Annotated in this window: 13 protein-coding genes; 4 read left to right on the top strand and 9 right to left on the bottom strand. The window is 43.7% G+C overall.

The genetic code is table 11. From position 1 onward, the window contains the following. Positions 1 to 19: 19 nt before the first annotated feature. The 3 genes from D7322_RS07985 to D7322_RS07975 all read left to right on the top strand — a co-directional run bounded on the left by D7322_RS07985 (position 20) and on the right by D7322_RS07975 (position 4,389). The gene (locus tag D7322_RS07985) at positions 20 to 1,705 is read left to right on the top strand and encodes an endo-1,4-beta-xylanase (protein ID WP_220700035.1); all 1,686 of its coding nucleotides are present in this window, start codon (positions 20 to 22) and stop codon (positions 1,703 to 1,705) included. Between the two features lie 30 nt (positions 1,706 to 1,735). Continuing rightward, entirely contained in the window at positions 1,736 to 3,466 is a 1,731-nt protein-coding gene (locus tag D7322_RS07980; protein ID WP_121123013.1) for an RICIN domain-containing protein, read from the top strand. A gap of 71 nt (positions 3,467 to 3,537) precedes the next feature. Continuing rightward, a complete protein-coding gene (locus tag D7322_RS07975) occupies positions 3,538 to 4,389 on the top strand; it encodes a sialate O-acetylesterase (RefSeq protein WP_121123011.1) in 852 nt (283 codons plus the stop codon). A gap of 126 nt (positions 4,390 to 4,515) precedes the next feature. On the opposite strand, the gene D7322_RS07970 is transcribed toward D7322_RS07975, so the two are convergent. From D7322_RS07970 to D7322_RS07940, 7 genes are all read right to left on the bottom strand, one after another. Beyond that, complete coding sequence (locus D7322_RS07970; RefSeq protein WP_121123009.1) at positions 4,516 to 5,658, bottom strand: TlpA disulfide reductase family protein; 1,143 nt, start codon at positions 5,656 to 5,658, stop codon at positions 4,516 to 4,518. Positions 5,659 to 5,691: 33 nt separating this feature from the next. After that, positions 5,692 to 7,113: a PKD-like family lipoprotein gene (locus D7322_RS07965; protein ID WP_183078637.1), complete on the bottom strand. Its 1,422-nt coding sequence runs from the start codon at positions 7,111 to 7,113 to the stop codon at positions 5,692 to 5,694. 1 nt (position 7,114) lies between these two features. After that, positions 7,115 to 7,927 (bottom strand): DUF4843 domain-containing protein, encoded by an 813-nt coding sequence (locus D7322_RS07960; RefSeq protein ID WP_121123005.1) that lies wholly within the window; start codon positions 7,925 to 7,927, stop codon positions 7,115 to 7,117. Positions 7,928 to 7,939: 12 nt separating this feature from the next. Beyond that, complete coding sequence (locus tag D7322_RS07955; RefSeq protein ID WP_121123003.1) at positions 7,940 to 9,427, bottom strand: RagB/SusD family nutrient uptake outer membrane protein; 1,488 nt, start codon at positions 9,425 to 9,427, stop codon at positions 7,940 to 7,942. A 75-nt stretch (positions 9,428 to 9,502) separates the two neighbouring features. Beyond that, positions 9,503 to 12,877, bottom strand: a complete 3,375-nt coding sequence (locus D7322_RS07950; protein WP_121123001.1) for a SusC/RagA family TonB-linked outer membrane protein — start codon at positions 12,875 to 12,877, stop codon at positions 9,503 to 9,505. A gap of 112 nt (positions 12,878 to 12,989) precedes the next feature. Then, on the bottom strand, positions 12,990 to 14,186 hold the full coding sequence (locus tag D7322_RS07945; protein ID WP_121122999.1) for a FecR family protein: 1,197 nt from the start codon (positions 14,184 to 14,186) through the stop codon (positions 12,990 to 12,992). A 65-nt stretch (positions 14,187 to 14,251) separates the two neighbouring features. Beyond that, the gene (locus D7322_RS07940) at positions 14,252 to 14,839 is read right to left on the bottom strand and encodes an RNA polymerase sigma factor (RefSeq protein ID WP_121122997.1); all 588 of its coding nucleotides are present in this window, start codon (positions 14,837 to 14,839) and stop codon (positions 14,252 to 14,254) included. 286 nt (positions 14,840 to 15,125) lie between these two features. On the opposite strand from D7322_RS07940, the gene D7322_RS07935 reads away from it, so the two are divergent. After that, a complete protein-coding gene (locus D7322_RS07935) occupies positions 15,126 to 16,817 on the top strand; it encodes a trypsin-like peptidase domain-containing protein (protein ID WP_121122995.1) in 1,692 nt (563 codons plus the stop codon). A gap of 20 nt (positions 16,818 to 16,837) precedes the next feature. On the opposite strand, the gene D7322_RS07930 is transcribed toward D7322_RS07935, so the two are convergent. Together D7322_RS07930 and D7322_RS07925 are read right to left on the bottom strand one after the other, a co-directional pair. Then, on the bottom strand, positions 16,838 to 18,472 hold the full coding sequence (locus tag D7322_RS07930; RefSeq protein WP_121122992.1) for an alpha-L-fucosidase: 1,635 nt from the start codon (positions 18,470 to 18,472) through the stop codon (positions 16,838 to 16,840). 254 nt (positions 18,473 to 18,726) lie between these two features. Continuing rightward, a complete protein-coding gene (locus D7322_RS07925) occupies positions 18,727 to 20,331 on the bottom strand; it encodes a RagB/SusD family nutrient uptake outer membrane protein (protein ID WP_121122990.1) in 1,605 nt (534 codons plus the stop codon). Between the last annotated feature and the right edge of the window lie 13 nt (positions 20,332 to 20,344).

Below are 20,344 nucleotides of genomic sequence, written 5' to 3'. Positions count from 1 at the left end.
AAATCAATTATGAACCGCGATGAAAAAAATCAATAAAACTATCGTCATCCTACTTTCGCTCGGTGCCGTATGGAGTTCATGTTCCAAATATCATGCCCTGGAATACGCCGTCGACAAACCGGAGAAAGTACTGGCGCAGGAAGATATCAATGCTTACAACCCATTAAAAAGTTATTTGGATAAGCAAGCCAACCCCGGATTTAAGCTGGGTGTGGCGCTCAATATAAACGACTATTTAAATAAAGGGGTGCTTTACCGCTTAGCCAACCGAAATTTTGAAGAAATGGTCATGGGCTATGAAATGAAGCATGGTTCCATTGTGCAGGCCGACGGAAGCCTTAATCTATCACGTGTTGAACAACTGATCACGGCTGCACAGGAAAACAATATGGCTTTATATGGGCATACGCTGTGCTGGCACTCTGGACAGAATGCGGCCTATCTCAATAAATTAATAGCACCTGTGGAAATACCAGGTTCCGACGGGCCAGCCCTAGCCGGACATGCATTAAAAATGAGTAATCCTTCCGTTGTCAACCCTTGGGAAGCACAGACAGCCTATGCCATTAATTCCACCGAGGTGGGGAAAGAGTATGTCTTAAAGATCGTCGCCCGGGGCAATAAAGCAGGTAACCTAAGCATTGATTTGCAGACTTCTTCCAATTATACTGGTGACAATATGGGCTCATTAGCATTAACGACGAGCTATAAAGAGTACGAACTCAAAGCTACTGCGACTGCTGAAAGAGATCGTTTTATTATCAATTTCGGCCAATACGACGGTACTATATTCATCGACAAGGTTGTGCTTACAAAGACCGGTAGTTCAGCTAATCTGATTGCTAACGGGGATTTTGAAAACAATATCGATGGCTGGGGCGGCTGGGGAAACAACTCCACTAGAGCACAGTCAGCAGATGGTGAGGGCTATGGCAGCCCCGGGGGCTACATTATTGAAAAAACACCGGCAGAGAAAGAAACCATACTCACCAAAGCGCTGGAGACATTTATTGCTGGTATGCTGGAAAAAACCAAAGGTTACATCAAAGCTTGGGATGTCGTCAACGAACCAATGTCCGACTGGCCAGACCAATATGCCTTAAAGACCGGAATCGGAAAGACCGATTTGGCGGATGACGAATTCTACTGGCAAGATTATTTAGGGAAAGATTATGCCGTAAAAGCCTTCCAGCTTGCCCGCAAATATGGCAATGCCAATGACCTCCTATTCATCAATGACTATGGATTGGAAGGCAGTGGCAACAAATGTAAGGGGCTGATCGCCTATGTCAGCTACATCGAAAGTAAAGGTGTTAAAGTAGATGGGATTGGCACCCAGATGCACATCGATATCAACACCAGCAAAGAAAATATCGTCAGTATGTTCAATCTATTGGCCTCCACAGGTAAGATGATTAAAGTATCCGAGCTCGATATTGGCTTAGGAAATGGCATCAAGACTAGCAATGCCACGGCTGAAATGTATCAGCAACAAGCTGACCTATACAGATATGTCGTTGAGAAATATCTGGAAATCATTCCAAAAGATAAACAATACGGCATTACCATATGGAGTCCATTGGATAGCCCCGATCAGGAGAGTTCATTCTGGCGTCGCGGAGAGCCGATTGGTTTATGGACCGAAGGATTTGTCCGAAAGCCAGCCTATCAGGCAGTGGCCGAGGCATTGGTCGTTAAAAAATAAGATCATTAATCACCCTTAAATATTTAAATTATGAGAACAAACAACATGTGGTTACTGGTGGTCTTTTTAATGACCCTCCTTTTCAGCTGTTCGCGGCTGGAAGAAAAAACGCTAACCAGCGAATCCGAAAGAAGTCTTAAATCCAATGTTTCTGCGCAAGCCGTTACAAACTGGCCTCGGCCAACTCCAACATTACACGTAGGAGGAAAGTACCTCAAAGATCCCTGCGACAACAACATCGTCCTTCATGGGGTCGCCATTACTCCGAGCCCTTGGTTCAACGGCTGTCAATACGGTGCCAACTCAGGGTACTGTACCTGGGATAACTACAATGTACAAGGTGCCCTCAACTATAACAAAGCCGTCATCGACAAACTCACCAGTGCAGCCGATGGTTGGTACCTGAATTATATTCGTCTTCACATCGACCCTTATTGGACCAACGATCCAGGAGCGCCTATTCCTGAAAATGACATCTCAAGGTTTAACTATAATCGCTTGGTTACCTACACCGACCAAGTCATTATTCCGTTGATTAATCATGCCCGCAGCCGTGGCATGTACGTCATCTTGCGTCCCCCAGGCGTATGTCCGCACCGTATTGCAGTGAATGATGCGTACCATACTTATCTGAAGACGGTATGGACTTTTCTTTCGCAACACGCTTCACTGAAAAATGCAGACAATGTGATGTTTGAGTTGGCCAACGAGCCCGTAGAAATATTGGGAACAAATGGTACCTGGGGGATGACGGGCAACGAGCATTTCGCTGCGCTGAAAAATTTCTTCCAGCCTTTGGTAAATATTATCCGTAACAACGGTGCCAATAACGTATGCTGGATACCCGGTACCGGTTGGCAGTCCCATTACCAAGGCTATGTCAATAACCAGATTACTGGTGGTAACATCGGCTATGCGGTACATATATATCCGGGATACTGGGGTGGTGTCAATACCTATCAAGCCTTTCAAAATGCCTGGAATACCAATGTGAAACCTATTGCTGACATTGCGCCGATCGCCATTACAGAGACAGACTGGGCTCCACAAGGATATGGTACCTTCGGTACAGGTTACACCGGTACCGCCGGAGGCAATGGCTTTGGTGCAAATTTAAAGTATATTGTTGATCAATCCGGCAATGTGAGCTGGAATCTTCTTGCTCCGGACAATCTGCTCCATAAAGGGGATCCCAATGGTGGCACAGCCTACAACAACGATTGGGAAGCATGTGCTGCACCCAGCAAACAATGGTTTCAGCAATATGCTGCCTCCAATTATCCGATGTCTAACTGCAACGTCACTAGCCTGGTCAATAATGGCATTTACGAAATTGAATTCCAGACCGACGCTAACAAAGTCCTTGATTTAAAGTCAGGTCAGGATGCCGATGGTGCTGTACTCAGACCCTGGACTAGAAATGGTGCAAATGCGCAGCGCTGGGTAGCAATCGATGCCGGTAACGGATACTGGCGGTTTGTATCCAAGGCAAGTGCGAGCAATCGTTGCATTGATCTAGCGAGTAACAGCAATGCACTCGGAACCTCCATCCGCCTCTGGCAGAATTACAGCAATGATGCTCAGACATGGAAGGTAACGGCTGTAGCAAATGGATATTACAAAATCGTATCAAAAGTCGATGCCACACGCGGATGGGATATCCCCAGCTGTACAATGGATGGGAACTCCAACCTGCAGCTTTGGGACTACTACGGTACATCCTGTCAATTGTTCAAATTCAAATTTATAGCGATGAACTAAATAATATCTTTTCGCGGTAAGCTATGCTTACCGCGAAATATGTTAATTTTAGAAATATAAAAAACTCCACGATGCATCAAACACCATTTAAAATCTTGCTATTCATCTTCCTGCTGGGGAACGTCTTAGGAACAGCAGCTTTCGCTCAAGACAAAAACTTTCATATATACCTTTGTTTTGGACAATCCAATATGGAGGGGCATGGCCAATTTGAGGCGCAGGACACCATTACTAATAGTCGGTTCCATGTACTTGCGGCAGTAGACTGCCCCGAATTAGGAAGGCAGTATGGCAACTGGTACCCCGCCCGGGCGCCGCTCACACGCTGCCATACCGGACTTACCCCCGCCGATTATTTTGGCAGAACACTTGTAGAAAATCTTCCCCAAAATGTCGAGATCGGTGTCATCAACGTTTCGGTAGGTGGCTGCCATATTCAATTATTTGACCAGGACAGCACCGCTAGCTATGTCGCAAACGCACCGGAGTGGATGAAATCCATGCTTGCTGCTTATGATAATAACCCGTATGAAAGACTTGTAGCATTAGCCAAGATTGCACAGCAGAAAGGTGTGATCAAAGGCATCTTACTTCATCAAGGCGAATCCAACACCGGCGATCGTGAATGGCCTAATAAGGTAAAAAAAGTCTATGGAAATCTATTGCACGATTTGAACTTGAAAGCAGAAGAAGTTCCTCTACTTGCTGGCGAACTCCTATCGGCGGAAGCCGGAGGCAAATGCGCAAGCATGAACAGCATCATCCAAACCTTGCCCACCACTGTACCGACAGCCCATATCATCTCCTCTGCAAGTTGTGAAGGCATAAGCGATGGGTTGCATTTCAGTCCCGCAGGATATCGACAGTTGGGTAAAAACTATGCGGCAAGCATGCTTAAGTTGCTAGCGAAAGCAAAAAAATAAAAAAGCTAGGGAATTAAATCCCTAGCTTTACAAGCTAATCAGCAGTATAGAATACTACATCTCGTTCGCATCATGTTGTCCGTTATGCTTAAAGCGAAGGAAATTACGATACAGTGCCTTTGACCATTAATTCCCAAAAATTTTGGCCAGCTCCTGGTGTAAATTTTCACCTTTTATATTGATGGCGACAATGTTTCCTTTAGGATCCACCAGATAATTTTGTGGTACGGCACGTACGCCATACAACACCGCTGCCTCATTGCTCCAGCCCTTTAAATCTGCGACATGGATCCAGGGTAATCCATCATCCTTAATCGCTTTTAACCAAGCATTTTTCCCTTTTGTATCATCTAGCGAAACCGCCAGCACTTCCAGACCCTTACTTTTATATTTGTTGTATGCCTTCAATAAGTTGGGGTTTTCAGCACGGCAGGGACTACACCAGCTTGCCCAAAAGTCGATCAGCACATACTGGCCTTTAAAATCGGATACTCTGATCATTTTCCCTTCCGTATCCGGCTGGGAAAAATCGGGTGCCTTATTGCCGATTTTCACACTTCTCTCCGCTAGGAAACGTGCTTCCAACTGTCGCGCATTTGTCATTTGACGCACCTCTTTGGACAGCTTCAAAAACAAAGGTTCGATCTCACTGAGCTTGCGTTTGTTGGCCGCATCAATAAGGGCGTCCACTGCAAAGATTGAATTGGGATTTTTGGCGGCGAACGCCAACTCTTTTACCCGACGGGCTTCAAAACGCGCCTCAAACTTTTCATGGATAGCCTTATACTGCTCGCTGGCATCAGGAGCATCTTGTTTCACAGCCGCGAAAGCCTTATTACCCGCATCAATAATATCCATAAAACCACCACCAATCTCATCTAAATAAGCGACATACGCCTTATGCAACGGCGACCCTTTTATGGAAGCGGTACGCAGCGAATCTCTGATGGTAATGTTATAAGTTTCATTGCCTAAATAGAAGTATAAACGGTCGCCAATATTCTGTGCGATCAATTTACCCTTACCATCTTGATCAAAAACCATTCTGGAGTAAGCAGGCTCCTCTACTGTTCCTTTGAAACTAAACTTGCCATTCACAATAGCCGACGAATCCGATGCCGGAAATCCATCTTTTGTATAATCCAAATACACTTTTTTACCATTGAAAGCTTCTGGTGCACTTCCATTGATCTGGAAATTTGCTTGCTGCGCAAATGATGCCATGGGTAAAAATGCCAGTGCCAAAGCCGCTATTTTTAAATTTTTCATGTTTATATGATTAGATTTTATTTTTATTCCTTATTACTTACGCCAAGTCATGTCCACAGGATTTCCTGGAATTCCTTCGATTTTTTTGACAAGTTCTCCATTTTTACCCACTTGGATATCGAGATAATAGAGTGTTCCCGCCGCCCCTACAATCAGGGTATCCTCATCATCCTCCAATTTGAGCATAGTAACCTCACCCTTGATATCTGTTTTTAATACCTGTACTTGTTCACTCAAAGGATTATAGCGAAAAACTTGATTTTGCGCTGCAACGTAAATATAACCACTACGACTTGCAAGCATTTTCGTCTCAGCAGTAATCCACTCTGGACGCACAAAAAGCCGTTTATGCCCCGACGTGAAGTTAAATGGACCGGCAAAATTCGCGTTGAACATCAACTCATAGATCTGACCATTAGCATTCTTAACATAAGCATAGGTATCCGCATTATTGATCTGAACTAGCTGTAACAAATCCATACCGACACTGGTAGGATTAAAAACATCTGAATTAATAGCACTGTACTGCGTGCCAAAATACATCGGTGAACCATAAAGATTAATGCGAACAAATTGTCGCTTATTTTTTTCAAAAGCAATTACAGTATAATTATTATTGGCAGTCGAAAGTACAAATTTCGAAGCCAAATCATACTCACCGTCCGCATAGGTACCGAACATCCCGTAGGTTGCCGATTGGTCCCATGTTGTCGTTGCCCCACCATAGAATTTATCATTGATGACCCCCATAAGTACCCCTTGTGGATGAGCTTGAAGGCTACCTACGTTAATGGTCGGCGGAGCCAAAAAGAAATTATCAAATAACGTCCCTGGCTTTAAACTTTCCTTTTTTAAGGTATTGACATTTAAGCGCACGCCGGCTTGCTTCGTAATAATCCAATAACCCAATGGCGTATTTCCCGTGAATTGATTCTTTACATAGTGCAACTGCAAAGGCTCGGCCGGTAAAGATTGTCCATTGATTACTTCATAAATATTAGGTTGCACACTGTTATCCTGTTTAATAAAAGAAAGTTTACTAACGCCCTGATCCTCTGTCAAGACCAATGTACCTCGAGAAAACTCCGTCACGCCCTGAATTTTAAATGGGTAAAAATATTTCATCCCATTGGCTTTGTTTGTTACCGTAAGCCGAGCAGTATAACGTTTTGCTTCTAGCCCAAAAACTATTCTTAGCGCATTTCCTTTATAATGATTGGCTTCTGGCACAACTGCCTCTGGAACATCGATACGCCAGTCACATTCCAAATCTTCGGTAGCTATCCCCGTAATTTTAGGCTGTACAATCAGGCTATCTCCAGTCATTGCTTCATAAAGTGTATCTAAATTTTGTAACACCGGCGACTCAGGCATGTCGATAACATAATTTCCTTTGTCCTTGTAACAGGCCGATAATACCGTCAATACGACGATGCTCATGATCAATTTTTTCATTTTATCTAAGCTCCTTTCCTGATTCATCAATAAAGAAAAATTTACCTACTCCAGTATTTTTTTTCAGCAGAATTGGCCGATTAGGATTGTCTTTATGGTAGAAGATATAGCTTTGACCATTATCCTTGCTTTCCAGCACATAGCCTTTTTCAGGATGATCCGAAACCCATTTAAATGGATCGTTAAGCATTATGGTCAACAAGTTGGCAAAATATAGGTTCTTTGGTGCATCCAATCCATCGGTGGACAGTTGTCGCTGTTCTGTTGCTATGAAAAACAGCTGATGCCTTACCCGGGAATACTCACCCAATGGTGACCAATTATCCCACCAATTTGGCTTTTCAAGTTGTGCGGAAAGAATGATATAGGTTCGTATAAGCCGTGGATCATTAACACCAAAGTCTGGGCTCGCTTTCAATTTTAAGATGAGCGACACTGATTTTTCTTCTAAATCCCTAGTATTGTGAATAATTAAGGGGACATAACCAGTTCCACGATCTGATTCCAAAGGATATTCTGCGGCCAATGCTTCATAATGCACATTGCTGCGTGCAGTGGATGAATCGTTCTCCACGTAAACCTGAAAATGCCGCTGGTTACCCACCCTATTGCCCATTAGCCGGACAGGTATATATAGCGTATCTGATGCTTTGGTCATTTCATAGGCAAAAGTATATACGATACTATCCCGTGCTTCCGAACTCAGATCGAAATAAACATTAGCAGCTGCGTCGTAGGTTTTTAGTTCTGTTTTCCGACAAGAAAAGAACAGAAAAAAAACAAAAGCAAGCAGTATATAACTATTTTTTTTCATACTATTTCTATATTAGCGTTGTCCATAAGTTATTTCATCACTCGGCAATGGCCATACAAAGATTTTTTGGTTTGCTGGAATGACGGTACCCTTTTCTCCAATAATAGGTGCGTTTAACCGCTTATACGCATAAAAAAGCTGCCCTTCGGCATACATCTCCTTACGGTATTCCTTCAATAATTCAGTACGGAATTTTGTTGCCGTTGATACGTCAGCAGGTTCTCCTATGCCGCGCTGTATACGTACCTGATTCAGATATTCTGCCGCTAAAGTCGGGTTGCCTTCATAGTTACATTCCGCAGCAATATAATAAAGCTCACTCAATCGGATCGCTGGCGCCATCAGATAATGTAGATTGGCCTCAAAATCATCACTGAAAGTGTTTCTATTGTATTTTACTAACGAACTTAAAGCCGTAGTGCCTACACTTACCGAACCGAACCATTGGGTATAACGCAGATCGCCACCACCGTTTCCACCAACTTCATAAATCGTTCGCCCTTCTTCTTTATCCAGATTCATCCGCCCTGTACTAAACCATTCTTGATTATACTCTCGATTCATTCCAGGAATATACCAGGCGAATAATAGCTCTTTGTATAGAATTCGGTCCTTCTTATCCTCCTTAACGGACTGAAAATCAGTATTATTAGTCCAGGGAAACTTTTTAGATGCTATCACCTCTAGGGCATTTGCTAAAGCGTTGGGTTTATCTCCCTTATAGAGATAAACTCGGGCTAGAGCACCACATACCGCATAATAATTCAATCGATGTCTTCTATTTTGCAAAAAGAGACTGCTGTTGCTCAATTCTGAGTTTGCCAAAGTATCCCTTACCGTCGGATACCCAACAACATAAGAAGCTGTGCGTATTGGATCTATCTTTAGTAAATCTTTCGCGATCTTCAGATCCGCAATAACAGAATCCAACACTACTGATACTTTGCTCAAAGGGGTTGTTTTATTCGAATATTTGGTGACATAAGGTATTGCATCTGCCTGCGCATTCACAATAGGCGCTGGAGCAAACAAACGTAAAGCATCGAAATGTAGGAAAGCACGCAGAGCCAGCGCCTCACCTTTGATCAAAGCGTAGTTGTCCCCGACAAACAGATTTTTTTTCCCATCGATTTCGGCTAACAAGAGATTTGCATTCACTATCCCATGATATAAACCTTTCCAGATATTGTCCTTGCGATCTTTAAAGCCACCATCATCGTATAAAAATCGAGCTGTCTTCTGATAATTAAGAGGATCATTGTTTGGAATGGTATAATTCTGCACCAGTACTTCAGGTGTCCCGATTGTTAATTCCTTGCCGTAGAGATCTCCGCCAGCACAGCGGGTATAGATTCCCAATAGCGCCTCCTTAAAACCATCTTCCGTAGTAAAGAGGAGGTCTTTTTCAACTTCACTTTGGGGTTGTATATCAAGCCACTTCTGGCAGGAAAACAAGCAGATACTGCAAAGTAAAACGATAAATATATTTTTCTTTTTCATATGTTAGTTCGTCTGTATGAAATAATGTTCACGAATAAGATTGCTATTAATCTAAATTCTTGATCTTAACAAACCTTATTTAAATCTAGCCTGTAACGTTAAGGTAACAGATCGTGCAAAAGGATAATTTATACCCCGCTCCTCCTTCACATTAGACCAGCGAAATATATCGTTGCCAATCAAGCCCACACGCAAACTTGCCAGCGCCAAGCGATTTGCAAAAGCTTGTTTCGCATCATAAGAGATATTCAGGGATTGCAATGCTAATAGATTGTCTGGCATTACAAAACGAGAAGACAATTCGCTTCGTCCCAAATCTTCAATACTTTTGAAGAACGTGTGATCACCCGGATTTTTCCAGCGTTCTTCAAGCACCCTAGCATCTACATTGTAGCGTGGGTCTGCATTTTCGACGCGATCCACGAGGGTCTGGTTATAGGTCTTCCCTCCCATACGCGTTTGGAAATAGGCTACCAACATCCACTGTTGATAACGTAAGGTACCACCGAAAGATCCCTCCATTTTTGGTGTCGCTACCCCAACTACCGCAATATCGCGTGGATCCCAGGTATATGTGAGGGTGCCATCGCGTTTTACAAAGACCTCCCGTCCGCTTTCAGGATCTACACCCAAAGACGGAACAGCATAAATAGCGTCCATTGACTGTCCTTCCTCATAGCGCAACAAGGGAACAGCTTTATATTCGTCTTTCTGCTGTTCATCATCTGCACGTTCATTGTAACTCTTCAATGCATTGGAAATACGCACGATTTTATTGCGATTCTGTACAAGATTAGCCAGCAAGCTCAAGGTCCATTTCTCAGTTTTAATCGCCTGCCAATTGACGCCCAGCTCGATTCCCTTGTTCTCCATATCGCCTAGATTTTCCTTATACGAACTAAATCCTGTTGAAGGGGCGATATTAATGTCCGCCAAAATATCTTTTGTAATTTTACTATAGTTTCGCAATGAAAACGTCAATCTGTTACTCCAAAAGCCGATATCAACACCTAGGTCCACCGACTGCGTCCTTTGCCAAGCTAGATTCTCGTTGCCATAATTACGTACTGTACTTCCTAATCCCGACGAGTACCAATTGTTTTTATCATAAGAATAGGTAACGCGCGACATATAAGGGTCAAATTGAACAGACCCCGTCAACCCAACAGTAGCACGAAGACGTAGCTGACTGATCACCTTTGTCGCAAACCATTTTTCATTATGTATATTCCAACCGATTCCTGTTGACCAAAAAGGTGCTGTCCGCTTATTTGCACCAAACTTTGACGAACCGTCGATGCGTAAGGTTGCATCAAAAAGATAGCGGTTGTCATAACTATAATTACCACTTAAGAAAGATCCAAAGAGACGGGAAGCGCCCACATTCGTCTGCGGACTTTTTCCTTCTTCATAACCTTTCGCAAAACCAATATCAGTAAAGCGGTCATTCGGAAAACCAATCGCTTTGAAGTAGCGTTCATCATAACTCTCTGTTCTTATATTGGCACCAGCAATCATATTGAAATAATGCTTCCCTATATTTCGGTCCCAATTCAAACGTATATTTCCATCCCAATACAATTCGTTGTTACTATAACTTCCATAACTTCCTCTTTCATCTGCCCTTGAAGTTTCGTAAGAATAAAACTCGTTGGACAGCGGCGAGCGGAAATCATCCCCCGTATTCATCCGTTTCAGCAAAGAAAGCAATCCCCTAAGGCGCAACCCCTTACCGAGATCAACGTCAGCAGAAAGGTTATTCAATAATTCGGTATAGCCCGATTTGTTATAGCTGCTCAATGTTGCGTCATATGCAGGATTAAGGACATACTCCTCATTTCTATTTCCTGAAGGATCTACCCTGATCCAACGATCCGATAATTGTGTAATATTACCTTGATCGTCTTTCAGTCTATAGTAAGGATTCATTTTAACAAAGTTCTCAAAACTACCATAAGGAGATTCCCGGCCGTCGACGACGGTAATGGAGAGCTCATTTTGAAAACGAATTTTATTTTTTGGATTGTAACTAAAATTTAATCCGCCGGAATACTGGTTTCTGCCCGAACCTTTCATCACGCCCGGACGCGTCTGATAACGCATGTCCACACCATAGCGAAAAGTTTTCGCACCACCTTCCAAGAAAACGCCATGCTTTTGCCCGACTGCTGTACGTACAGGTTGCGATAGCCAATAGGTATCAATTCCTCCAAGCACATTTGCGAGTTTATGATAGTATAGTTCATCCAATACGTCCTGCGATTGACGTTGTTTCTGCCCATCATACAGCCCGGCAAGCTTCTCATAAGCGAGCTTATCTGGTGCATTCAATAAGTCATAGCCAGACAAATCTGGCATGTTGACATTGGTTTCATGTGTGTATGTGACTTGCAGTTTACCATCTTTGGGAGCTTTAGTAACGATTACCATTACCCCATTGGCTGCACGCGAGCCGTAAATAGCACTTGCAGCCGCATCTTTCAATGTGGTGACACTCTCAATGCGTGTCATATCTAGATCCATTACTTTTTCCAGACTCACTTCAAAACCATCCAAGATAAAAGCAGGCAAATTCATAGTCGTCGTAACATTATCACGTCTCAGAACATCTGTACTTCCACTGGGCAATGCCGAGGACCCACGCACATTAATATTAGGCAGGGCATTTGGGTTGGACCCGGCTAAGTTATTAGGTAATATCTTAAATGATGGATCAAACACCTGCATAGCCTGCAGCACATTCTGCGGATTGACCTGCCGCAGTTCATCGCCACTTTTGGTAATAGCAGTTCCGGTATACGAATCTTTCTTTAGCACCTGATAACCAGTAACAACGACTTGTTCCAGTGCATTCGCCTCTTCTTCCATCACAATGCTATATTCATCTTTGTTTTCGACCAAAGCGAGGGTAAAGTTTTTATAACCAACCCGACTTAATGTAAGCGGTTGCATTGTGCTAACAAAGGAAAAACGTCCCTCTTGGTCGGCTACTGCGATGGTATTGCCCAGCTGTGAAATATTCACTCCGGAAAGAGGCATCCGGTCTTTTCCCAGCACTTGTCCCCGGATCTGTCTTTGGAATGATTTTTCCCCTTGCGGAGGGCTTTTGGGCTCCGATCTCCGTGAACTTGTTTTTTTTTCCAGGAAAATAGTCTTGGATTCAATCGTGTAGCCGATTTCCTGCGGAATTAGAATTTTATCAAGAAATAATTTAAGGGGCATTTTGTCTGCTTTAATTGAAATTGGCTTTGCCGATTCCAATATCTTTTTGGCTCCGAGCACCTCATAGTTCGTCTGAAGTTTGACAACCTGCAGCACATCCATCAGTGGAATATTGCGCCCGGCATAGGTTACGGTCTGCGCATTTACCTTATGGCCCAGCTGGACTAAGACAGCAAAAAGTAGCCATAAAAAGGGTCTTGTCGCTTGTGAAAAACAACTTAATTTCATTAATTCTAGTTAGTTTAGTTAGGTTAGATTGCAGGATCCATTGCTTAGATGATAGGATTCACTGCCCAATTTGTTAATTCATAATGTATGGTAATGTATAATTTTACGTTTTTTACTGCCCTCCTTTCTGTTCTTTAGGATCACTTTTTTCAATGATGAGTTTACCATCGTCCGTCAAATGGTATGACAGATCCTGGTCTTTCAATATTTTCAGGATAGTTGATAATTTACTCGTTCTGAATGTTCCGCCGAAGAAGGAAACATCGGGTACATCGCCCTTATAGATTACATCAATTGCATACCATCGGGACAGTTCATCCATAACCTGCCGAAGTGATTTCCCGTCAAAGTTAAATTTACCGTATATCCAGGCGATTTCCTGCTGTATGTTGACCGGATGCTTAATCAGCTCCGTTCCCGTATTAACCGACTGATCGCCTGGCAGCAGGGTTACTTTTTGGCCTTTGACAAGCTCCTTTACCTGCACTTTACCCTCCAGCAAAGTTGTTTTTGTCTGTGTTGCTGTCGGATAGGCATTGATATTAAAGTGTGTTCCAAGTACCTGTACCTGCTGATTTTGGGTGTGGACCATAAAAGGTTGATCTTTCCGTTTTTTAACTTCAAAATAGGCCTCGCCCCAGAGACTGACCTCGCGTCTGTCTTTTGCGAATACCGTTGGATAAGAAAGTATTGTTCCGGCATTTAATTTCACCTGAGTACCATCGGGCAAAGTGACATCATAAGTACCGCCACGCGGAGTTTCTATTTTTGCAGACACCGCAGCATTGATCGACGCCACTTTGTGACCATCGTCGTAGCGTATGCCGCTCCCATCGATAACCACTTGTTTTTCGTCCCTATTCAAAACATATTGTCTGCCGTCTGAGAGCGTTATAATCGCCTGACGGGAAGCCGGAAGGCGGTCATTTACAGCGCCGAGATGGGTTTGAACGGGTCGGCTGTTATCCTGGTTCCAATACCACACAACCGAAAGCGCCAACAGCACACTTGCCGCAGCAAGGTAAGGCCATAGACGCTTCATTAGTCCTTGCCTACTCTTTGAAGAACGGAAGGAAAGTTTAGCTTTTATCGACTCAAAATTACGTTGCTTTTCAAATTGCTGCAAACTGGCATATCCTTTACGCCGCTGCGCCTCATCCAGACAGCGTTGATAGATGTGTTTGTTCATTGCGGATTCCTGTAGCCAGCCCTCCAGAAAAAGGCGGTCTTCGTCGCTAAGCGATCCCCGCATTTCATGGAGGACAAGCGAACTGATATGAATAAGTTTTTCTTCTTCTTTAGGATCCATTTCGAACTATTTCATCTATAGATACCACACCGATTAAAAAAAGTACCAAAGGCAATAAAAAAAAATTAAATTTTTCCAAAAAGAACGATTAACGAGAGCAAATAATTAAAGGAATCGCGTGTTAAATGTTGACGTAGAAGGCCTAGGGCACGTAATTTTTGATTTTTTACCGTTTGAATATTTAGCTGTAATAGATCCGCAATTTCCTGATTGCTGTTGCCTGCGAGGTAGCTCAGCTGAATAATTTCACGTGCTTTTGGAGGTAGCTTCTGAATGGCATCGTATAGTTCGGCCATTGTTTCGGCATAAACAAGCTCATGCAAATGGGATTTTTGATCCGGCTCCTGTTGCGCCACATAACTATCGACCCGATTTAATCTTCGCTTCCGGGCGGTCTGGTGATTGATTCCTACATGACGCGTAGCCTGATAAAGGGCTGCCTTCAGATGTGATAAACTTTCAAAGCGCCGCCTGCTCTGCCACAAGCGGATAAATCCCTCTTCGGCAATATCTTCAGCTTCTTTACTTTCATCCACAAAGTTCGATGCATATAAACAAATGCGACTAAAATAACGGTTGTATACATGCGCACAGGCACGCTCCTCTCCATTCAGAAAGTCATCAAGCAGCTCTTTTTCGCTCGTATAATTCATCGGTAGATCGGTTTAGCAAGCAGTTAATCTTTTCGTGGACAAAGATAACTAAAAAGAATGGATACTTCCTATGGCCGACCTATTTCTAGATTTTTCCTATTATTTTTTCTTAATTTTCGTGTATTAAGCCATAAATTTTTCAGCAAACCGCATAAAAAACAAGCCAAGGTCAATAATTTATTCAGAACTGTTTCGTTACCCTTGTTTTTCTGTTAACAAATCCGCTACCTTTGAGCTGTGGCTTTGCAAAGCAAAACCTAATCCAATAAATCAACCTATTTGCAATATGACACCTTATTCCAAAAAATTTCTTGAAAGCACCTTCCTCCAATACCTCATTATTTGGACAATATTGTGCTTATTCACATGCGACAATTACTGCTTAGCACAGCGCAAGCAGACCGCTGAACGCGAGATACCGAGGTCTATTATTGACCGGGCGCTCGCTGCTTCCATAAAAATGTTCGGTATAGACAGTGTGAGCGGTCAACAAAACAGTGCGCCTTTCAGTGGAGTCATCGTGTGTCCGGATGGTTCGATCCTCACTGTGGCGCATTCCACGAAGCCTGGCAATTTCTATCGTGTGATTTTCCCTGATGGCAAGCAGGGGCTTGCCAAAGCGCTCGGACGTCTGGTCGTCGACCAACAGACCAACTTGCCCGATATTGCCATGATGAAGATGCAGGGCGAAGGCCCCTGGCCTTTTGCCGAGATGGGCTGGTCCTCAACCATCTCTGAAAACCAACGCTGCTTTGGACTATCCTATCCTGAAACGCTGCCCTTCAATACTCCCTTTCTCCGTGCTGGACGCATTCTAAAAAAAATGGATGACTATGGTTTCATTCAAAGCAGCAGTATCATGGAGCCGGGTGATTCCGGCGGTCCATTATTTGACGCCTTAGGCCGCGTAATTGGTCTACATAGCCGTATCGATGCTGCAGAGGGCATCAATTTTGAGGTACCTGTAAACAGCTATCGCATCTATTGGCGCTCCCTGACCCACCCGGTTGCAATTAACAGCTATCCCACTGCTACTGATTCAATCGGTAGCGATCCCTTAGCGAAAAAACTCATGGTATTGGGACTCAAAAAACCGGCACAAGATCCCAAAACAAAGGTTCAGTCTATCCCCATCCGTAGTACATTACATGGCAATAACATGTATATATTAGGCACTGCATTTAACCTGGCAAACAATAAGCAGGTGATCTTATCCAAAAGCAGCCAGGTTGGTGCCGCACCAATCGCCGAAATTCACAACAGCACCTATGCCTTGAAAATCTTATTCAGGGATGAAAAAAACGACCTGATAGCACTTGTGAGCGACCATAAATTTCCAGCAGTCACTGCATCGAAGATAACCGAACAAGGCGTTCCTGATTCTTTACTCGGAATAAAGTTGTGGTCGCTCCTTGCCGCCAATCAGCGTAAAAGCGGAGTCCTCGGCATGTCGCCCCAAACGTTCCCACGAATTCCCATCCCGGGAACTTTCGAAGCACAGATGCAGGAAATCCAAGGCCTTCCAACCTTAACAAAAGTAGACAGCATGGGTGCTGCAGACCGAGCTGGACTGCGCGCCGGCGATGGAATAATTGCATTAAACGGTCATGATGTAGCGAGCGCCGCTAAAATCAACGCGGCGATGCAACAATTTTATGCAGGTGATACACTCCAAGTTCACTTCCGACGCGGGGTGACCGAGTTACATACGAAGATCATTCTTTCCAGATGGAACCTTCGGGAAAATCCACATCCTGCAAACAACATTCCTCAAGGAAAGTCATTGCGAAGGGATAATTTTCCGCGCGTATTTATCCACGATTCTCGTATTCATTCCGACGAATGTGGGAGTCCGATCATCGATGGCAAGGGAAACTTCATAGGCATCAACATTGCACGTTTTAGTCATACAGCCTGCCTCGCTATCCCACGAGACACGGTCATGGACTTTTTATCCAGCATACAAAACATGCTTTAGCAGCAGAAGAGATTAAAACTTTACGTGATTTTTAATACCATCGCGATATTGTTTTGAGCCAAACTATCGGGTATGGAGACTTGAAGAGCATTATCGAGTTGCTGATATGAAATCCGAGCATCACATCCGAGCATCTGTATTCGCCTTACTGTTCTCGAATTCGGTTCCGAACGGCCTAATGACTTAATTTTTATTTGTTTTTCGGTCGCTGTTCCCATAATAAAGGCATACAAAACATTTCCCTTCGTTGTAAAACGGACATCATCGCTGGTAAAAGCTTTTCCTTTTCCTTCGTTGAAGCCCTGAACACTCAATGACGGAGCCTCCTCCTGTGCAGGTCCCTCCCCAAAGATAAACCATGGTCTCGTTCCGATAATGGCTTCTTTATGCACCGCCATCCAACTTCCTATTCCCTCGACGACCTCCTTTGCCCGGTCGTCGATAGAACCATCACCGCGTAAGGGTACACTTAACAATAAATTACCATTTTTACTGACCACATCAATCAACATATGAATAACGGTTTTGGCAGATTTATAGTGATTATTATCGTAAATCCGTCGATCATAATGCCATGAACCAATACAGGTACAGGTCTGCCAGGGGTGCGGTTCAATGGTATTGCTCTGTCCACGTTCGATATCCCATACCAGGCATTTCCGTTGCTGTTCGTTCAGGATTTTACCGTTGATGACCACATTGACCTTACCCTTATTTGCCTGCATGCTCTTATTATAAAAATCGGCTGCTATTTCCAGTCCAACATTGCTTACCGGCCAGAGTGGCAGGACGGTATCATCAAAGTAAACCATGTCGGGTTTGTAGTTGTCCATCAGTTCCAGCGTGCGTGCTTTAAAATTTTCACAGTACGCTTTGTTAGGTACGCTCACGCCGGAGGCGACATCCCAATGCCACTGCCGATGAACCGTGTTGTCGTCTTTGCTATCCAAACTAGGCTCATGATCCTGTGCGTAGAGTTCCTGTGGATCGTAATCCGCCCACCATTTTCCTGCGCCATCTTTCTTTGTCAACTTCCCATCGTAAGGTACTCCGGCAAACTTTCCAGCTTTATCACTTCGTTGCGCTGTTTCGTACCAGGTCCAGGCATGCGCTGCGTGAACGCTCACACCAAATTTGAGCCCTCGCTTTTTAGCAGCACGTTCCCATCCGCCAACAATATCTTTTTTGGGGCCGACATTGACACTATTCCATTGATGATGACTGCTGCGATAAAGATCCAGATTATCATGATGATTAGCCAAAGCCATAAAATATTGGGCTCCGGCATTTTGATACAGTTCCATTAACTCTTCTGGATTCCAATTTTCGGCCTTCCACTGATGAATAATATCCTTAAAGCCAAACACCGAAGGATGTCCATATTTTTCGATGTGGTAATTATACTGATCGGACCCCTCCTGATACATGCCCCGGGCATACCAATCCCCGCGCTCGGGCTGACACTGTGGTCCCCAATGCGCCCAGATACCGAATTTGGCATCCCTGAACCACTCAGGCACCTGATAGTTTTCTAGTGAACGCCAGTTGGGATGAAAAGGAGCTTTTCCCAGATGAACCTGGGCAAGGCTAAATTTACTCAGGAAAAGGCTCGGAATAGTCGCGCCGAGACATTTAATTGCTGTTCTTCTATCCATTGTAATCTGAACTTCGATCGGAATGCTTTGAGCCCAAACTGCTGGACAAAATCATTCGGTTTATAATTTGTTATTTTATCTAAAATCAAAAATAACTGTATTGTTCTAGGAAAGAAACTACATAATCGATCAATACTAGTACAATATCGACACAGGATTCTTTTTGTTCGGTTGATTCCCAAAAAAGGTGCCCTAAAAAGGACACCTCCACCTAACACTAACTATGAATAAATAAAAACATATATTTTCCCAGATCAATTGTTCATGTCATTCCCTTTCAAATTTTTGTTATTGTCCAGTTCTGCCTGCGGGAAAGGATAGTACATGGCTTTTGGCGACCAGCCCCCTTTCTTTAAAGGCTCCAGCCAGGCGGGATCAGCCATACCCCAACGCAGAAGGTCAAAATACCGTTGATATTCACCCAAGAACTCGACGAATCGCTCATGTACGATGATATTTTTGACCGTGTTTAATGAAACACCATTTTTTACTAAACCCTGCGCGAGCAACCCATCCACATCGGGAATTGTCCCATTGGATTTTTGGTACCACAGGTGTGGCTGCTCATCGGGGACGATATTATTGGCGCGTTTACGCACCAGGTTGATGTATTGTTTCGCTCCTGTAACATCCCCCCGTTCATTGAGACACTCAGCATACAGTAGCAACACATCACTATAGCGAAAAATACGATCATTGTTGCCATTATCAAAGTCCGCTATCTGAACATCCGGACAATATTTCCGGGTACCAAAGTAATCTTTATTGGTCGCCAGGTTTTTCATCCAGTCTGTATAGTTCGTGACCTTACCATCCAGTTGTGTAAACTTTGCGCCATTCTCGCACCATAAGGTCATATATTTACGAGGGTCTCCATCTTCAAATTCATCATGAGCCATTTTATTGGGCGCCAGATTCCACCAGGCCCCACCTGTTCCGTCAAACATTCCGATTTCCTGCCAGCGCCATGAACTCGAAATATCGTCCCCTAGCCAACCTGGACCATTATAAAGCTGTATTTCAAAAACAGACTCCTGATTATTCTCTTTCGTTTCCAAAAAATTATCTCTGTAAGAAGACATCAATTGATACTCCTTGCTTTCAATAACGCCTTTCAATTGGATCTCGGCATTTGCAAAATCTGCGGTTTGTCCTTTTGCTAGGATGGGTTTATAAAGGTAAGTTTTAGCTAGATAAGCCTGAGCAGCACCTTTGGTTGCCCTACCGATCATTTTACTGTCGGCATAAAGTGCTGCGCGCGTTGGCAACAATTCTGATGCTTTCTTAAAATCATCCACAATCAGCGCAAATACTGCACCCGTGGGTGCGTTGCCTGGATAATAATCTTCATTTGTTTCAACAGGTTTATTCATTAGCGGAATGGTTTCTCCAAACAGCATTCCCAGGTGTAAATAGTTCAGCGCTCTCAAAAAATGCGCTTCCCCCAACAGTCTATTCTTTCTATTCTGGTCTATTTCGCCCTCAAACTTCTGAATACGGTCGATGGCTAAATTAGCCGCAAACACACCGTTCCAAAAATCTCTCCAGGTCTGGGCTGTCATCCCATCGCTTGCAGGGGTATTGTAGCTATCCTGATACATGGGTTCCCATTTGAAGGTATGGTTATAATCGTCCCCAGGAGCCAAAAGTTCGTAATACAAACTACGTGCATATCCCCCCTGCGTACGGCCGATTAGAGCCTGATAGGCAGGTATGACTGAGTTTTCCAATTGATCTGCTGTCTTATAATAGGTGTCTGTCGACAATTCCTGCGGGTTGGAGAGATCCAGATTCGGTTTGCAGCCCGAAAACTGTATCAACAAAACAGCAGCTGCTAGTTTTATATAGTGTCTATTCATGATGTCGATAAAG

It is taken from the genome of Sphingobacterium puteale (genome assembly GCF_003627955.1).
Taxonomy (GTDB): Bacteria; Bacteroidota; Bacteroidia; order Sphingobacteriales; family Sphingobacteriaceae; genus Sphingobacterium; species Sphingobacterium puteale.
The sequence above is the reverse complement of the archived record's forward strand: the minus strand, read 5'-3'. Positions and strand labels throughout refer to the sequence as shown.

Excerpts from the sequence above, each read along its gene's own strand:
- D7322_RS07970 (WP_121123009.1), bottom strand. The coding sequence starts at position 5,658 with ATGAAAAATTTAAAAATAGCGGCTTTGGCACTGGCATTTTTACCCATG.
- D7322_RS07975 (WP_121123011.1), top strand. The coding sequence starts at position 3,538 with ATGCATCAAACACCATTTAAAATCTTGCTATTCATCTTCCTGCTGGGG.
- D7322_RS07945 (WP_121122999.1), bottom strand. The coding sequence starts at position 14,186 with ATGGATCCTAAAGAAGAAGAAAAACTTATTCATATCAGTTCGCTTGTC.
- D7322_RS07980 (WP_121123013.1), top strand. The coding sequence starts at position 1,736 with ATGAGAACAAACAACATGTGGTTACTGGTGGTCTTTTTAATGACCCTC.
- D7322_RS07925 (WP_121122990.1), bottom strand. The coding sequence starts at position 20,331 with ATGAATAGACACTATATAAAACTAGCAGCTGCTGTTTTGTTGATACAG.
- D7322_RS07935 (WP_121122995.1), top strand. The coding sequence starts at position 15,126 with ATGACACCTTATTCCAAAAAATTTCTTGAAAGCACCTTCCTCCAATAC.
- D7322_RS07930 (WP_121122992.1), bottom strand. The coding sequence starts at position 18,472 with ATGGATAGAAGAACAGCAATTAAATGTCTCGGCGCGACTATTCCGAGC.
- D7322_RS07985 (WP_220700035.1), top strand. The coding sequence starts at position 20 with ATGAAAAAAATCAATAAAACTATCGTCATCCTACTTTCGCTCGGTGCC.
- D7322_RS07940 (WP_121122997.1), bottom strand. The coding sequence starts at position 14,839 with ATGAATTATACGAGCGAAAAAGAGCTGCTTGATGACTTTCTGAATGGA.
- D7322_RS07950 (WP_121123001.1), bottom strand. The coding sequence starts at position 12,877 with ATGAAATTAAGTTGTTTTTCACAAGCGACAAGACCCTTTTTATGGCTA.
- D7322_RS07965 (WP_183078637.1), bottom strand. The coding sequence starts at position 7,113 with ATGAAAAAATTGATCATGAGCATCGTCGTATTGACGGTATTATCGGCC.
- D7322_RS07960 (WP_121123005.1), bottom strand. The coding sequence starts at position 7,927 with ATGAAAAAAAATAGTTATATACTGCTTGCTTTTGTTTTTTTTCTGTTC.
- D7322_RS07955 (WP_121123003.1), bottom strand. The coding sequence starts at position 9,427 with ATGAAAAAGAAAAATATATTTATCGTTTTACTTTGCAGTATCTGCTTG.